Below are 15,445 nucleotides of genomic sequence, written 5' to 3'. Positions count from 1 at the left end.
AGCTTTTTAATTGCCTCTCTTATTAAATCCAGGCTTATATTACGTACAATTTTAGTCTTTCCAATACCACAGACTAGCACAAATTTATTTTCCTTACCTGAAAATTTCTTATCATGATAATGCGCTTTAATAATCTTATCGATAGATACTCCCTTTAATCTGTAAGGCAAACCGTAAAGCTTAATCAAATCTTCAATTCTTGCCGATAATTTTTTATCGATTAATTTTAATCTAACACTTAAATTAATAGCGGCAATCATTCCCAAGCCTATTGCCTGTCCATGATTATACTTTCGATATCCACCCGCAGTCTCAATAGCATGCCCAATCGTATGGCCAAAATTAAGAATTGTCCTCTGTCCTAAATCTTCTTTTTCATCAGAACTAGTAATTTTTGCCTTAATCTGGCTACAGCTAGCCACTATTTTTTCAAGCGCATTCGGGTTGCCTTCAATTATATATTTATATTTATCTTCCAGGTAATTAAAAAGCCTTCTATCTTTAATCACCGCGTATTTTATAACCTCGGCCATCCCGCTTGAGAGCTGTTTTTTATCCAAACTCATTAAAAAATCGATATCACTAAATACTAATCTTGGCTGATAAATTGCACCGACTAAGTTTTTGCCCAAATCCAGATCGAGGGCGGTTTTACCGCCAATACTAGAATCTACCTGGGCAAGCAGAGTTGTCGGAATCTGCACGTAACTAGTCCCCCGCTTATAAACTGAGGCCACAAAACCCGATAAATCTCCTATAACTCCTCCGCCAAAAGCAATAATAAAAATTCTTTTCTTTTTGTCAAACTTAGACAGATTCCTAATTACGTTGCCTGCTGTTTGGATAGATTTACTTTTCTCGCTATCGGCAACAACCTGAAAATGAAAGCTAAAATTCGAATTCGACAAAACCCTGGCTAACTTAGAACCATATTTGTTTTTTAAAAATTTGTTGGTAATAATAAAGGCGCCTGTGCCGATATCTAGCTTCTTTAAAAATACCCCAAGCTGGCTAAGAATACCACTTCCAATTATTATTGAATAAGTTCGTTTACCCAAATTAACCTTGGCTTTACGCATATTAAAAATTTACTCCCATTATACTAATCACAAAATTGACCAACGGCCAAAGTATGCGGTCAAGAGCACCTAATAATATCTCTTTTAGGATTTTTCAGGGCCCAGTAATTTATAGGAACAGGCTTGGCCGCGCCAAAAACAAAACGCCCGCTTGTAGTTATAAAAAGTATGAACGGTAAAAGAAATGTCCAGAATGGGTCGATATGCGCCAGCGGATTCAAAGTTAAACGGCCACTTAAACTAGCCGTAGAATCCTTATAAGCAGTCAAACCATGTGCAAATTCATGCACAGTCATGGCGATCAATAAAAGTGAAAATGATATGGTAAAATAAATAACTAAGCTTAAGAAGCTCAACTCAACGCCTCGACAATATCGATCTGAATAATAGGATACTTAGCTAGAGCCGGGCTGATTAATTTCCCGGTAACTTTAACCTTATGATAATTGAGGCTATCTAAGGCTTTACGGTCTCCTTTTAATAAATAAATCTTGCTCTCATGAGTAACTAATTTATGCGTGGCTTTGCGCCATAACACTACCCCGTATGGGCTAACCATACCTTCAACAACCAAAAAATCTGGAGATTGAATATCTTTAACAGGTAAATCCGGGAGTTCTTTCTTTTGAGAGAATTTTATTTCTTTACTGATAAATTTTTTATTTACCCATCCATAACTTTGATAAATTGGTTGAATTTTATACCAGTCTCCTTTTTTACCCAAAATACTAACTACGGTTGACTTATTAGCTTTCCCTAATATCCAAGCAGATTCACTTGGCTCCAACCGGATATTTATTCTGTCTTTAATCACCTTGGCACTAAGGCATCTTCCTGGATTAGTTACCGTATCAGAATTAAGACACTCAAGCAGGTCTTCTTTTACATATGAAGGCGCTTCTTTTGGTAGGCGAATCTTGTACCAATCATAGCTCTCTGAGATAACCTCTACCAACTCCCATTTAGAAAGACCACAAATTATAGCAGAGCTTACCGTTGCATCAACCCGCACATTTATATTTTCTGTGTTGACCTGTCCTTTGAAAACAACAGCATCAGCCCCAAAGGCAACAATGGACCATACAAAACAAATAACTAAAATAATAAAAGTTACCCTATATTTAAGGTTTAACGGCATATTTAAGTAAGCTGCAAGCGATAACCCTTAAGCTTATAGCTTAAAACTTACAGCTTAAAGCTTATAATCAAATTTTATTTCTTCTCTTGAGCCTTGGCGGCAGCTTTAGGAGCAGCTTTGGCAGCTTCTTTAGTAGCACCAGCTGCTGGTGTAGCAGCCTGCGCAGTTGCGCTTTCAGCTTTTTCAACTTTTTCCTTTTTAATCTTAATCCTTAAAGATTTGAGCTTCGGAAGGCCATAAACCGAATCACCTTGCTGCCATTTACTTTTTTCTTGCATCAGTTTTATGCGCTCAGAACGTTTCAATACCGAGCGGACCTTCTTGTCCTTTTCCGAAATAGTTAATGACGGATGCATTGACATGTTTTTATAACCTCCTTATGCGGCAACCAGCGTAGGTTTTTTGCAGCTGAGTCAGCAAAGGTTGCGCGCTCTCTTGATTAGAAAATTTGCCTACGCACAAAATAACATAACTTCCTTTAGTAAAAACCATTGGAGCCATTACTTCTTTTGTCAAAAACTGAGCATGGCTCAAAGCAAGCGCCCTGTTTTTAAAAGCAGCTACCTGAATAGTATAGGTATATGGGCCGGCATTATTAGTTTCTGTAAAAACAATTCGCTTTCCTCTTTCTACGCCAATGGAAAAAGAAATAATGCTGGCCAAACTCAAGCCCATAATCAGAAGAATAATTTTTTCATAAACCCGGATACGTAAAAAGAATAACTTATGCCAAAGATGCCCCTTATAATGTCCACCAGTATTAGAGCCCTGAGTAAAAAGCTCAGATTGCTGAGAATCTTGATTTTCAGCCATAAAATTTTTATAATTTAGGGTTATCTTGTTTCAAATAAATTCTTTTATTAAATTTCTTTATCACTTTTAAAAAGGCCTCAACTATCTTAGGATCAAATTGAATACCGCTTTTTTTCTTAATTTCCCGGATAGCTGAAGTAATATTCATTCTCTGGCGATACGGCCGGCCATAAACCATCGCTTCAAAAGCATCGGCTACCGACATGATACGAGCTCCTAAAGGTATCTGGCATCCTTTAAGATGAGATGGATAACCTGTTCCGTTATATTTTTCATGATGATACATAATAATCGGAATAGCCGGACGCAGTACCTGCAAAGGCCTTAAAATCTGCGCACCCTTAACTGGATGTTTCTTGATAATATCATATTCTTCATCGGTAAGCTTGGTGGTCTTAGTTAAGATTTCAGCTGGTATGCCAGCTTTACCGGCATCATGCAAAAGGCTTGCATATTTAAGGCTCTCAAGTTGTTTATCATTGAGATGGACTTCGCAGCCTAAAGCGCAGACCAGCTTGCTAAAATGCGGTGAATGCGTATATTCCCTGGAAACCCGGGTATCCAAAAGCGTAACTAAAGATTTTATGCTACCTAAGACTATCCGCTGCTGCTCCTCGTAAAGTTGTAAGTTTTTTATTCCAACAACCGCCTGCTCTGCCATAGTCATAAGCATCTCCTGGTCAAAGATATCAAACGGCTGATTGGTTTTAGTGCGTTTTATAATAATAAGGCCCATCATGTCTTCACAGATAAGCGGAATACCTAAAAGATTTCCTTTTCTAATTACAGATGCATGCCTGAGAATTTTTTCTTCGATTTTGCCATTTATCTTTTTCTTATTAGAAACTACACATTTCTTATTATCACTAATTACACACCCAACACTAGAATATTTTTTACTAGAATCTAATAGAATGATCTGGCAATACTGAGCATTAAAAAATTGACAAAACAGCCGGCCCATGCGGCAAATCAACTCATTAACACCATAAGTGGAGTTGAGCAGGCGGTAAATACTATGCACCGCCGAAATTAAAAACCTATACTTTTTCGTAGGGGTTGAATAGTTTTTTGTATTCATCTAAGGCATACCGATCAGTCATTCCGGCAATATAATCACAAACTACCCGTCTTACTCCTTCCTTAGGAATCCTAAGCTGCACATCAGAAGGCAACTGCTCAGGACGCAAAAGGTATTCACAAAATAATTCCCTGATGAAACGTTTTGCTTTAATACTCATACGCATAACCCGATAATGCTTATAGAGCTTCTGCATCAGGAACTGCCGCAAAGGCTTCCTTAATTCCTTAATCTTCTTGCTAAAATCTACTATCTTAAAATCAACCTTATAAGGATCGGTATATTTCTTAATTTTCAGCCGCAAGATCTCCGATTGAGTATTCCGGATTAAATCAGTAACCTGCAAATCAATCAAGCCTCGAATAATCAGGTATTTATGGCAATTGGGGTTAATTTTAGCATATTTGGCGTTGATTTGGCGATTTATTTCTTTCCATATCTGCAAATCCTCTAGGTCGCTTTCTTTTATCAAACCTGAAGTCAAACCATCGTCTAAATCATGATTATCATAGGCTATTTCATCAGCAGCGTCGACCAACTGAGTTTCTAACGAAGGCATCCTTTTGGGGAAAAACTCCTTGATTTTAACCGCGATATCAAAAACTGAGGAATGTTTAACTATCCCCTCTCTTACCTCCCAACTCAAATTCAAACCTGGAAAATCCGGGTAACGCTCTTCCAGATAATCAACTACTCTTAAGCCTTGAAGATTATGATTAAACCCGCCAAACTTAATCATTAATTCATTAAGCACTTCTTCTCCGGAGTGCCCAAATGGAGTATGCCCTAAATCATGAGCCAGAGCAATAGCTTCTGTCAAATCCATGTTCAAACTTAGTGCGCAGGCAATGGTACGGGCAATCTGGGAAACCTCAATACTATGTGTCAGACGAGTACGGTAATAATCACCCTCATGGTTTACAAAAACTTGAGTTTTATACTCAAGCCTCCTAAAAGCAGCGGAGTGAATAATACGATCCCGGTCACGTTGATAACATGAGCGATAAGAATGCTCTTCCTCTTTATGCGCGCGTCCACGTGAATTACAGCTCTTACTGGCATAAGGAGCCAAAAATTTTGATTCGTATTCTTCGATTTTACTTGTTGATGGCATTTTTTAGGCGTTTAACTAACTCATCCAGCGACTCCGAAATTACCTTTGTACCGGAAATCAAAGGCATAAAATTCTTGTCCCCTAACCAACGGGGTACAATATGTAAATGCAAATGGCCAGTAATCCCAGCCCCTGCAACTTTCCCAAGGTTCAAACCTATATTATAGCCTTGAGGCTTTAAAACTTTCTGCAAAAGGCCCTTTGTTCGGTTTAGAGATTTAAATAAATCAATAATCTCTTCTTCAGTCAATTTTGTTATATCATTAATATGCCTCAAAGGACAAATCATAACGTGGCCGTTATTATATGGGTACCTATTGAGTAAACATATGGATTTTTTCGTCTTAAAAATAACATAATCGTTGGTACTGTCAATTTTGGCATGGCAGAAAATACAACCTTTCTCTTTTCTTTTGCCACTTAAGTAATTTAACCTCCATGGTGCCCAAAGTCTATCCATCAAATTTTAATTATTTTAGCGTTAATCTTATGGCCTTGTTGGCTATCCTCTATCTCAATTAACCCATAGGAAGCTTCTGCTGACAAGCAGTCAGTAGCGCTACCGGGATTAAAAAACAATACGCCATCCAAATACTTATTCATAGCTTCATGTGAATGCCCAAAAATTATAACATCCGGCTTCTCCTTTTTAAAAGAATCTTTGAGCACATCAATAAGATTCATTGGCGATCCATAACCATGCATAATACCAAACTTTAGGCCCGATATTTCAAAGACATCCTTTACCGGAAAATTCTTCACGATCGCCTGAGAATCCATGTTTCCAGCTACGGCAATTATTTTTGGACATACCAACTTCAATTCATTAATTACTTCTAAATTCACTATATCTCCAGCATGAACGACCAAATCCACATGCTTAAAAGCATTCAATACCACTTCAGGAATATGTTCAGACCTATCGGGAATATGCGTATCCGAAATTACTCCTATTCTCAATCAATACTCCTTTTTATGCGATTACGCGGGGTTTTGAAAATAAATCCAAAATCTGATTTAAGCTATTTAAATCCCATGTCCAAATTTTTTCTTCTAGCGCTCTCAAACGGGCATTCGGATCAACCTCTTTTAATGTAACCATAATTTTACGCTGAGATTTATGATGATACCTCTTACATTCCTTAGCAAACTCAGTAATATCAGCCTCAGTAAGCGCTTCATTTTTAATTGCCATAATCCAAAGAGCCTCAGTTGAACGGCCTAATAGGCCGTCTTTTAAATAACGATGATTAAATATCAGGGGCTTTATTTCACGAAAATGGTTAAGCCTGATTTTTTTACGTTCAATTTGCATAAGATCATCTTCAAATAACTGCAATAACTCAGAAACGCGGTTGATCAATGGATTAGCAGCCTGCTTAGAGAACTCAAGGATAAGTTCAGTAATACTATCATGGAATTTCTCTTTTTGGTTTTTTGCGTCAAATGATAACGAATATAATTTCTCTTGATATACAAAACGTATCCAATAAGCAAATAGGCGGTCACTTACTTTAAGAAAATCGCCGCATCTTATGATAGCATCTAATTCTAGAAGATGATTTATTCTGACAGAAAGTTCTTTTTTTTGTTTATGTAAAATATGGGCAATATCTTTAATGCGGTTCCTACCGCTGGCTATCAAATAAAATATAGAGATATAATCATTACTGGCCGGTCCATCCGAAAATCGTTTGATATAATTAGAGAATCTCATGTTAAGGATACCAGAGGAGTTAAACAATAAATCTTCTAAAACATCCGGTAGGTCAGTAGGGATATCCCGCTTTGATAATGCATCCGCTATTAACTCAAGATACAGTGGATAGCCTCCGGTAAAATTAATGATAAAATTTTTTAAACCCGGATCTAATTTCAGAAATGGCAGGTACTGATCAAGATAACGTGAACTTGTATGTATATCAAAAGGTTCGATAGCTACAATTTCAAAATTCCCAAATAACAAAGAAAGTTGTTTAGAAAGAACGGCCCTGGCTTTAAAAATCATTGAACTTGTAATACAATAAAGCGTGTTTTTCTGCAGAATAAGCAGCTTGCTCCAATCCCGATATAAATTTTTAACTCCGATATTCTCAAGATTATGGAATTCATCCAGGAACAAAACCGTAAATTTACCCGTTTCCTGATTAATTGATTCAGGAAGGCTAAAAAGTTCATTAATAATATTTAACTTTTTCTTTCGCGCTAATTCTTTAAGTATAAAATTTATCTTTTCTACAGTATTAGGTATATACTTAGCAGATTTTAATATCAGATAATCCAAATCTTCTTTTAAAGGCAGGGAACTATTTAAAAGAAAATTATAAAGTAGCGCACCGATAAATCTCCTGACAAAACCATCCAGAGATTCAGGACGCACTTCAAGAAAAACTGTAATAATCCTGGGGTCATAAAAGTTGGCTAAGAATTTAGTAACAATGCTGGTTTTGCCAACATTCTCTTCACCAATAATAGCAATATTCTGCCGATACCCTTCCTTTAGGCTACTGACGCGTTTCTCTAATATCTGAATATAATTTTTTCGGTCAAAAAATCTATTCTTTATCATGGTAAATAGAATAACGGATTCTGAGGAAGAGCTCCTTTGCGTATTTCAAAATGTAAATAACTGTTCTTATCTCTTGTGCTGGTTCCAACGCTGCCGATCATAGAGCCACTTTGCACCATCTCACCTAATTGCACATAAACTTGTGAAACTCTAGAATAAACACTGCGCAGCCCATCCCCATGGTCAATAATTATCGTTTTACCAAAATTACCGAAATTAGCAGCATAGAAAACTACCCTCCCGGAACGAGTAGCAAAAACTCCAGATCCCACTGAGGCCTGAATATTAATACCTTTATTCATCAAATTACGGTAATTAAGGCCAAAACCCGAAATTACTCTGCCCTTAAGCGGCCAGATAAAATCATCCCCGGAGGATTTCACAGCAAAATTTTGAGGCTTATTACGATTGGGAATTAAAAGTAATTGGCCTATCTCGATCTTTGCCTCTTCTGGGATATGATTTGCCTGTAAGATTTCATCTATATCTACATTATAAAGCCTGGATATCCTCCAAAGAGTCTGGCCTGCTTCTACACGATGGTGGAACCCTGCAACCGCTTGAGTAGAGACAGGTATAACCGGCCCCGTATAAGGAGGTACCGTTGAACATCCGGCAACAAATAAAATTATCAATAAAAAAATAATGTTTCTCATATTAATCTACTGAATCTCCAATCTATAAGCGGGTGAGCGGAATCGAACCGCCATATGCAGCTTGGGAAGCTGCCATTCTACCACTGAATTACACCCGCACATCTATCTATCGGTAGATACGCAATCATCCATTAATTTGATAGAACAATACTTCCCACACATCGTACACACCTTAGAAAGCTTAGGTTTGCTGCTTAATCGATACTCACGAGCCTTTTCAGGATTAATGGATAACTCAATTTGTTTTTTCCAGTCGCGCGCTCTTCGGGCAATCGATATATTTCTATCCCATTCTATGGCAATTTTTTTTCGCTTAATCAAATCGCCGGCATGAGCAGCGATGCGGCTGGCAACTACACCTTCACGCACATCGCTTTCTGAGGGATGGCGCAAATGCTCAGCAGGAGTTACGTAACAAAGGAAATCTGCTCCATAGCTTGCCGCCAACGCTCCTCCGATTGCAGATGTAATATGATCATATCCCGGGGCAACATCAGTAACCAAAGGCCCTAATACATAAAAAGGCGCTCCATTACAGTATTTTTTCTCTAAAGCAATATTTTTTTCTATTTGGTCCAGAGGCACATGTCCCGGGCCTTCAATCATTACCTGAACACCTCTATTCCAAGCACGCTTTGCCAATTCCCCTAAGATTTTTAACTCTGCTATCTGAGCCTTATCCGTAGCATCTAAAATGGAACCTGGCCTTAACCCATCTCCCAAACTTAAAGTCACATCATATCTATAAGCAATATCCAAAATCTGTTCAAAATGCGTGAAAAAAGGATTCTCTTTCTTGTGATATTTTATCCAACTGGCAATAATTGCACCACCACGCGAAACTACCCCCATTAACCTTTTCTGTTTCTCCAAAATTTTTAAGTTTCTTTGCGTTACTCCGCTATGTATGGTAAAAAAATCGACTCCTTGTTTAGCTTGTTCATCCAACACAGCTAAAAGATCATCGGCATCGAATTGAAGAAAATTTTTATTCTTTTCCTGGGCCCTGACTGTTATTTCGTAAACCGGAACAGTGCCAACTGGGATACTAGAATACTTTAGAACCTCTTTCCTTACCTTCGTAAGATCCCCTCCCACGCTTAGATCCATAACAGCATCTGCGCCATGTTTTATGGCAATTTTTAATTTTTTAATTTCTTCAGAAATGCGGGATTCATCGGTAGAGGTACCAATATTGGCATTAACCTTAGTAGAAAGAGTGCTACCCACAGCACAAGGTTTTTTTATCTTATGATTTATATTTAGCGGTATGACTACTTTGCCTTTAGCCATAAGGCGTATAAGCTTAGCAGAACTTACCCCTTCAAAAGAGGCAACTTTGCGCATAAGCGGGGTAATGATATTTTTCTTGGCAAAATCTAATTGAGTCATTTATTCAATTTTTTATAAAATTCATCTGCTGCCATTTTTGGGTTATTTGCTTTTAAAATTGCCCGGCAAACCGCGATACGCCTGGCTCCAGCAGCAATAACCTCACCAATATTACCTAAATGAATATCGCCAATTGCAAAATAAGGAATTTTTATTTTATCTTTTAGCTGTTGCAAAACTCTTAAACCTATCGGCTTATATTCAGGTTTAGTAGCAGTTGAATATACTGGGCCAATTCCAATGTAATTTGCTCCTTCTCTTTGAGCTTTCAAGGCCTGAGCCAGATTATGACAAGATATTCCGATAATCTTATCCTGCCCCAATATCTTTCTAGCCTCCTTTACAGGTAAATCATCCTGCCCCAGATGAAGTCCGTCTGCACCAGAAGCAACAGCTATATCAATATAATCATTAACTATAAAGAGCGTTTTACTCCGGCTTAAACACCTTGAAAGCTTAATCGCTAAATCTAATACATCCGATTTAATGCCCTGCTTATCCCTTAGCTGGATTAAACCAATTTTACCTGCCCAAGCTGCAGAATATATATTTTCTAAAGAACGCCTTCCAAGGGTCGGCTTATCTAGAATCAGATAAAGCTGAGATTTCTTTAAAAGATGCTTTCTCGATTTCATAAACTTTATACCGCAGCTGCTTAAAATCCAAAGCCGCCTTTCTATCCACTAATTTGCTAAACTCTTCCAGCACGCGTAATGATTCTTTAATCCTTTGGATATTAGCCCAAAAAATATCTTTGCAGTTGGCGCGCGCTAGTTCCCCGCAAGAATTAAATCTTCCGACATCTTTCTTGCTATTACGCTGAGTAAGCAATGCCGAAACAGGATAGATTTTCCCAGCTACCCCATCAATCCGATGCCTAAGGTTCTTAAAGAGCAGGGTAAATTTATGATTATCCAAAATAAAACGGGTTATCTCTTCGCAAACGCGCAGTCCTTCCTTTACCCGGTTTAAATTTGCATCAATAATACGATTAATATTATTTTTTTGAGAAATTCCTGACAATTTTTTCAATTAACGCACTAGTTGAGCGTCCCTTAACTAAATTAACGGTAAGAACCTTTCCACCGTAACTGTCTACAAAATCCGCACCCACAATTTTACTCTTATCCCAGTCCGCACCTTTAATCAGAATATCCGGCTTAAGCGCCTTGATTAATTTCAATGGATTATCCTCGTTAAATAAAACCACAAAATCAACACTTGCCAATGCCGCAATTGTCTTTAAACGATCATTTTGGCCGATTACCGGACGATTTTTCGCTTTTATTTTTTTAATGGAGGAATCGCTATTTACTGCTACAACCAAATAGTCACCTTTATTCTTGGCATCCTGAAGGTATTTGATATGGCCAAAATGTAAGATATCGAAACAACCGTTAGTAAAAACTATACGCTTGCCTTTACGTTTGAGACCACTTATTTTACGCTTGAGGGCAGAAAGCGAATTTATTTTTGTTCCTGGCAAAGTTCCTGCTCGATCATTTCGCATATTATATGGGCGATGGTAATGTGTGCTTCCTGAATCCTGGCGGTTACTTTAGAGGGAACCACCAAAGATACATCTGCTAATTTTACAATATCCCCTCCATCCCCTCCGCTTAGAGCCACGGTTTTAATTCCCATCTTCTTGGCTTGCTTAATTCCTAAAGCTACATTTTTTGCTCTTCCGCTAGTTGATATTCCTAAAACTACATCATTTTTCTTTCCCAAAGCTTCAACCTGGCGGGAAAAAACTACATCATACCCATAATCATTAGCCAAAGAAGTAAGTATAGAGGTATTAGTAGTCAAAGCAATGCCGGCTAAGGCTGAGCGATCCTTCTTAAAACGGCCGACAAGTTCAGCAGCAATATGCTGGCTGTCACTAGCTGAACCGCCATTGCCAAACACAATTACTTTACCGTCTTTCTTCAGGCAATCAATCATTAACACCGCAATCTGCATGATCGAAGAAATCTGATTTCGTAAAATCTCTTCTTTAACCTGAATACTCTCCAAGAGTATATCTTTTATCCTCTCCAGCATTTTTTCTCCTTACCCACAAGGGCACACCAGCGGCAATTCCACTTAGCGCTGGGTGATAGGTTTATATTTTACGCTTTCCTACCCAAAAAATACCCTAGCAATATCATAAAGCTCCATATCAACCGTTTTTAAAGCTTTCACTGCATCTTCTAAGGGTACATCAATAATCTTAATCCCGGACAAAGCTACCATCTTTCCGAATTTCTTGTTTTTAATCAACTCCACTGCTTTTACCCCTAAACGTGTACCTAAGACACGGTCAAAAGCAGTAGGTGAACCCCCTCTTTGTATATGCCCCAAGACGCTCACTCTGGTTTCATAACCGGTTCTCTTCTCAATCTGAGCTGCTAACTCCTCGCCAATACCTCCTAGCCTAACATGCCCAAACGCATCAAGCTTTTTCTCCTGAAGAACCATATCGCCGCCCTTAAACTGAGCGCCTTCGGAAACTACTATAATACTAAAGCTCTTGCCTCTTTCATGCCTCTTTTTAATTACATTACAAACCTCATCCATATCAATAGGGATTTCAGGAATTAAAATTACATCTGCCCCTCCGGCGATTCCTGCTTCAAGCGCAATCCATCCTGCATGCCTGCCCATAACTTCGGCAACCATAATACGGTGGTGGCTTTCTGCGGTAGTATGCAGGCGGTCAATACATTCAGTAGCCACATTTAAAGCAGTATCAAAACCAAATGTATAATCAGTAGCTGACAAATCATTGTCTATAGTTTTAGGAACTCCCACAATATTACTTAAACCATCCTTAACTAATTTAGAGGCAACACCAAGAGTATCTTCGCCGCCTACAGCAACCAAAGCATCTAATCCCATTTTCTTAAAGTTATCCTTAACTTTTTGCAGGTCACCCTCTTTTTTATATGGATTAGTGCGGCTAGTCCCCAAAATTGTCCCGCCTTTAGGTAAAATACCTGAAACAGTATTTATATTTAAAGGCATGGTATCATTCTCAACCAACCCCTTCCAGCCATTTTTGATGCCTACAATTTCATAACCCTCCAGTAATGCTTTACGTACTACCGCCCGGATGACCGGATTTAAACCTGGACAATCACCACCACCTGTTAAAATACCAATCCTTACCATTTTCAATATCCTCCTTCAATGACGGCACAACTTATGGAGTTCCTTAGAAATCCATAAGTTGTTTGCCGGAATTGAATCCGCCAACGTTTCAGTGGCGGATCGATTCATTTAACTATGCTCTACCATAACCACTAAACGGCATTGTTGAATAATCTTCTTTCTCAAAATCTTTTTTCTTACGATTATCTTTTTCGTCATGAACAATTTTAGCCACATGAATCCTAATAATAATCTGCTCTTCAAGGCCCAAGACCTCCTGAATTTTAGATTTGGTTATATCCTGCAGGCGTGATGTAAGCTCAGGAATATTGGCCTCAGATCGTAACACTACGCGCATATCCACAAGAATACCTTTTTTGTTTGCCACAACATTTGGCCTTAATTCTCTTACTTCAGGAATTATTCCGGCTATCCTGCGGATCAAATCCTCAACTGCCGAAAGAGAAATGGTTACCTGCCCGCTGCTTGTGGCAAAAGCAATTGTTTTTTCCCTCTGGAACTTTCCCAAGATAATCTGGGCGAATGATATACTGATTAATATTAAAAGCAATCCGCTTAGGCCGATAAATATACGAGAATTTTGGCTGCTTTGAGCAAAAACAAGCAGGCTATTGATATCTTGAGGTAGTAACAGGTTTAATGAAAAAACAATCAGAGCCACCCCGATGATAATAATCACCGCAGCATAAAATATAATCCCTAATACGGTAAAAAATCTCATTGCTCGCCCCTTTCTATGCCCCGCACATTTATATTAATATCTTTTACGGAAAGATTGCTCATCTTTTCTAGTGCCGCACGGACATTTTCTTGCACACGGCAGGCAACATCCGGAATATTATAACCATATTTAATAATTAAAGGAATTTCAACTTTTACCTCTTCATTCTTAGAGATATCTACTTTTATCGCCGAAGAGAATTTCTGTCCAATAACCTTAAGCAAACCGTTTTTTAAATTACTGGCTACCCGCTTGACCCCTTCAATCTCCGTAGCGGCAATAGAAGAGATGGATGAAATTACATTTTTATGAATCTTAACAACTCCTAAATCATTCCTTGATTCATCACGGTTCATCTATTCTGGCTTCCCTTCGCTTACTAATAAATCTTGTACAAAATGTGTAGAGATATCACCCCTTCGAAACAAAGGGTTATCCATTAGTTTAAGATGAAATGGCGCGGTGGTTTTAATAGGAGCAATATAAAATTCACTTAGAGCCCGGCGCATAGTCTTGATCGCTTCCTGACGGTTAGTGCCATAAACAATAAGTTTAGCCACCAAAGAATCATAATAAGGAGGTATTTCATATCCGGCGTAAATATGTGTATCTACGCGGACATTCGGCCCTCCAGGAAGAACTAAGGTTTCAATCTTTCCGGGACAAGGCATAAAATTATTATCTGGATCCTCAGCATTAATGCGGCATTCAATTGCCGCTCCTTTAAGCTGAATACTTTCCTGGGTGAATTTAAGTTTCTCTCCGGCAGCAACCCGGATCTGCTCTTTAATCAAATCTATACCACAAACCATTTCGGTAACCGGATGCTCTACCTGAATCCGCGTGTTCATCTCCATAAAATAAAAATTGCCGGTTTTTTCATCAAGCAAAAACTCAATCGTTCCACAACTAACATAACCAATTGATTTCATCCCTTTTAAAACCAATTCACCTAATTTACGGCGCATCTTACTATCTACTGCAGGCGATGGGGATTCTTCGAGTAATTTCTGATGCCTCCTCTGAATACTACAATCTCTTTCCCCTAACTGTACAATATGGCCTGAAGCATCAGCAATTATCTGCACTTCAATATGGCGCGGCCTTTCAATATATTTTTCAATGTAAACGCTGGAATTACCAAAATTTGCTTCTGCTTCGGTCTGAGCAGTTAATAAACTGGAAACTAAAGTTAAATCATTGTGGCAAATACGCATACCCTTGCCACCGCCACCGGCTGCCGCTTTGATAATTATAGGATAACCAATTGACTTGGCAGTTTTAAGCGCCTCTTCCTTATTTTTAATAACTTCCCGGCTTCCAGGAACTATTGGTAACCCCGCCTTTTGCATTGTGGTGCGGGCAGCCATCTTATCACCCATAAGGCGCATATTCTCAGGAGTTGGCCCGATAAATGTAATTTTACAGGATTGACATATTTCAGCAAAATGAGCATTTTCAGCTAAAAACCCATACCCAGGATGTATTGCTTCGACATCGGTGATTTCAGCTGCACTGATAATGGCGGGGATATTTAAATAACTATTAGTGGAAGACGCCTGGCCGATGCAAATTGCCTCATCGGCAAAACGCACATGCAGGCTATTGCGGTCCGCCTGAGAATAAACAGCTACAGTACGAATACCTATCTCATGACAGGCGCGGATTATTCTTAAGGCGATTTCGCCTCGGTTAGCAATGAGAATCTTAGAAAACATCGTTTATT

Annotated in this window: 19 protein-coding genes, 1 tRNA gene and 1 pseudogene; all 21 read right to left on the bottom strand. The window is 38.5% G+C overall.

What is annotated here, in order from left to right; translation table 11 throughout:
* Positions 1–1,079: 3-dehydroquinate synthase (gene aroB / locus PHC29_05700; GenBank protein ID MDD5108982.1), on the bottom strand; the 1,079-nt coding region annotated here is incomplete at its 3' end.
* Between the two features lie 59 nt (positions 1,080–1,138).
* Positions 1,139–1,435 carry a site-2 protease family protein gene (locus tag PHC29_05695; GenBank protein ID MDD5108981.1) on the bottom strand — a complete coding sequence of 99 codons (297 nt, stop codon included), beginning with the start codon at positions 1,433–1,435 and terminating at the stop codon, positions 1,139–1,141.
* Complete coding sequence (locus PHC29_05690) at positions 1,432–2,217, bottom strand: SH3 domain-containing protein (GenBank protein ID MDD5108980.1); 786 nt, start codon at positions 2,215–2,217, stop codon at positions 1,432–1,434. The genes PHC29_05695 and PHC29_05690 overlap by 4 nt, the downstream gene beginning before the upstream one ends.
* Before the next feature lie 218 nt (positions 2,218–2,435).
* Positions 2,436–2,573, bottom strand: a pseudogene (locus PHC29_05685) (small basic protein).
* Positions 2,574–2,583: 10 nt separating this feature from the next.
* Positions 2,584–3,030 carry an SPOR domain-containing protein gene (locus PHC29_05680; protein ID MDD5108979.1) on the bottom strand — a complete coding sequence of 149 codons (447 nt, stop codon included), beginning with the start codon at positions 3,028–3,030 and terminating at the stop codon, positions 2,584–2,586.
* A gap of 7 nt (positions 3,031–3,037) precedes the next feature.
* Complete coding sequence (locus PHC29_05675) at positions 3,038–4,111, bottom strand: HD domain-containing protein (GenBank protein MDD5108978.1); 1,074 nt, start codon at positions 4,109–4,111, stop codon at positions 3,038–3,040.
* Positions 4,071–5,225, bottom strand: a complete 1,155-nt coding sequence (locus tag PHC29_05670) for a deoxyguanosinetriphosphate triphosphohydrolase (protein MDD5108977.1) — start codon at positions 5,223–5,225, stop codon at positions 4,071–4,073. Before PHC29_05670 ends, PHC29_05675 begins: the two co-directional genes overlap by 41 nt.
* A complete protein-coding gene (locus PHC29_05665) occupies positions 5,209–5,685 on the bottom strand; it encodes an HIT domain-containing protein (protein MDD5108976.1) in 477 nt (158 codons plus the stop codon). The genes PHC29_05670 and PHC29_05665 overlap by 17 nt, the downstream gene beginning before the upstream one ends.
* Positions 5,685–6,185 (bottom strand): metallophosphoesterase, encoded by a 501-nt coding sequence (locus PHC29_05660; GenBank protein ID MDD5108975.1) that lies wholly within the window; start codon positions 6,183–6,185, stop codon positions 5,685–5,687. The genes PHC29_05665 and PHC29_05660 overlap by 1 nt, the downstream gene beginning before the upstream one ends.
* A 13-nt stretch (positions 6,186–6,198) precedes the next feature.
* Positions 6,199–7,794 carry an AAA family ATPase gene (locus PHC29_05655; protein MDD5108974.1) on the bottom strand — a complete coding sequence of 532 codons (1,596 nt, stop codon included), beginning with the start codon at positions 7,792–7,794 and terminating at the stop codon, positions 6,199–6,201.
* Positions 7,791–8,450 (bottom strand): LysM peptidoglycan-binding domain-containing M23 family metallopeptidase, encoded by a 660-nt coding sequence (locus PHC29_05650; GenBank protein ID MDD5108973.1) that lies wholly within the window; start codon positions 8,448–8,450, stop codon positions 7,791–7,793. The genes PHC29_05655 and PHC29_05650 overlap by 4 nt, the downstream gene beginning before the upstream one ends.
* A gap of 27 nt (positions 8,451–8,477) precedes the next feature.
* Positions 8,478–8,548, bottom strand: a tRNA-Gly gene (locus tag PHC29_05645).
* Positions 8,549–8,552: 4 nt separating this feature from the next.
* Positions 8,553–9,842, bottom strand: coding sequence for a phosphomethylpyrimidine synthase ThiC (gene thiC / locus PHC29_05640; GenBank protein MDD5108972.1), 1,290 nt, complete (start codon positions 9,840–9,842; stop codon positions 8,553–8,555).
* Positions 9,839–10,477 (bottom strand): thiamine phosphate synthase, encoded by a 639-nt coding sequence (thiE, locus tag PHC29_05635; GenBank protein ID MDD5108971.1) that lies wholly within the window; start codon positions 10,475–10,477, stop codon positions 9,839–9,841. Before thiE ends, thiC begins: the two co-directional genes overlap by 4 nt.
* Positions 10,422–10,874, bottom strand: a complete 453-nt coding sequence (locus PHC29_05630; GenBank protein ID MDD5108970.1) for a thiamine-phosphate pyrophosphorylase — start codon at positions 10,872–10,874, stop codon at positions 10,422–10,424. Before PHC29_05630 ends, thiE begins: the two co-directional genes overlap by 56 nt.
* Entirely contained in the window at positions 10,840–11,328 is a 489-nt protein-coding gene (rfaE2, locus tag PHC29_05625; GenBank protein ID MDD5108969.1) for a D-glycero-beta-D-manno-heptose 1-phosphate adenylyltransferase, read from the bottom strand. The genes PHC29_05630 and rfaE2 overlap by 35 nt, the downstream gene beginning before the upstream one ends.
* Positions 11,310–11,888: a D-sedoheptulose 7-phosphate isomerase gene (locus tag PHC29_05620; protein ID MDD5108968.1), complete on the bottom strand. Its 579-nt coding sequence runs from the start codon at positions 11,886–11,888 to the stop codon at positions 11,310–11,312. Before PHC29_05620 ends, rfaE2 begins: the two co-directional genes overlap by 19 nt.
* 78 nt (positions 11,889–11,966) lie before the next feature.
* On the bottom strand, positions 11,967–12,998 hold the full coding sequence (locus PHC29_05615; protein MDD5108967.1) for a 6-phosphofructokinase: 1,032 nt from the start codon (positions 12,996–12,998) through the stop codon (positions 11,967–11,969).
* A 112-nt stretch (positions 12,999–13,110) separates the two neighbouring features.
* Positions 13,111–13,719: an alkaline shock response membrane anchor protein AmaP gene (gene amaP, locus PHC29_05610; GenBank protein MDD5108966.1), complete on the bottom strand. Its 609-nt coding sequence runs from the start codon at positions 13,717–13,719 to the stop codon at positions 13,111–13,113.
* Positions 13,716–14,075: an Asp23/Gls24 family envelope stress response protein gene (locus tag PHC29_05605; GenBank protein MDD5108965.1), complete on the bottom strand. Its 360-nt coding sequence runs from the start codon at positions 14,073–14,075 to the stop codon at positions 13,716–13,718. Before PHC29_05605 ends, amaP begins: the two co-directional genes overlap by 4 nt.
* Entirely contained in the window at positions 14,076–15,437 is a 1,362-nt protein-coding gene (gene accC / locus PHC29_05600) for an acetyl-CoA carboxylase biotin carboxylase subunit (GenBank protein MDD5108964.1), read from the bottom strand. It abuts the gene before it with no gap.
* Positions 15,438–15,445 lie beyond the last annotated feature (8 nt).

Source organism: Candidatus Omnitrophota bacterium (assembly GCA_028712255.1).
Taxonomy (GTDB): domain Bacteria; phylum Omnitrophota; class Gorgyraeia; order Gygaellales; family Profunditerraquicolaceae; genus UBA6249.
This window is presented reverse-complemented; position numbering and strand designations above follow the sequence as displayed.

Coding starts and splice junctions, on each gene's coding strand:
- PHC29_05690 (MDD5108980.1), bottom strand. CDS start 2,217: ATGCCGTTAAACCTTAAATATAGGGTAACTTTTATTATTTTAGTTATT.
- PHC29_05680 (MDD5108979.1), bottom strand. CDS start 3,030: ATGGCTGAAAATCAAGATTCTCAGCAATCTGAGCTTTTTACTCAGGGC.
- PHC29_05675 (MDD5108978.1), bottom strand. CDS start 4,111: ATGAATACAAAAAACTATTCAACCCCTACGAAAAAGTATAGGTTTTTA.
- PHC29_05670 (MDD5108977.1), bottom strand. CDS start 5,225: ATGCCATCAACAAGTAAAATCGAAGAATACGAATCAAAATTTTTGGCT.
- PHC29_05665 (MDD5108976.1), bottom strand. CDS start 5,685: ATGGATAGACTTTGGGCACCATGGAGGTTAAATTACTTAAGTGGCAAA.
- PHC29_05655 (MDD5108974.1), bottom strand. CDS start 7,794: ATGATAAAGAATAGATTTTTTGACCGAAAAAATTATATTCAGATATTA.
- PHC29_05650 (MDD5108973.1), bottom strand. CDS start 8,450: ATGAGAAACATTATTTTTTTATTGATAATTTTATTTGTTGCCGGATGT.
- thiC (MDD5108972.1), bottom strand. CDS start 9,842: ATGACTCAATTAGATTTTGCCAAGAAAAATATCATTACCCCGCTTATG.
- thiE (MDD5108971.1), bottom strand. CDS start 10,477: ATGAAATCGAGAAAGCATCTTTTAAAGAAATCTCAGCTTTATCTGATT.
- PHC29_05620 (MDD5108968.1), bottom strand. CDS start 11,888: ATGCTGGAGAGGATAAAAGATATACTCTTGGAGAGTATTCAGGTTAAA.
- PHC29_05615 (MDD5108967.1), bottom strand. CDS start 12,998: ATGGTAAGGATTGGTATTTTAACAGGTGGTGGTGATTGTCCAGGTTTA.
- amaP (MDD5108966.1), bottom strand. CDS start 13,719: ATGAGATTTTTTACCGTATTAGGGATTATATTTTATGCTGCGGTGATT.
- PHC29_05605 (MDD5108965.1), bottom strand. CDS start 14,075: ATGAACCGTGATGAATCAAGGAATGATTTAGGAGTTGTTAAGATTCAT.
- accC (MDD5108964.1), bottom strand. CDS start 15,437: ATGTTTTCTAAGATTCTCATTGCTAACCGAGGCGAAATCGCCTTAAGA.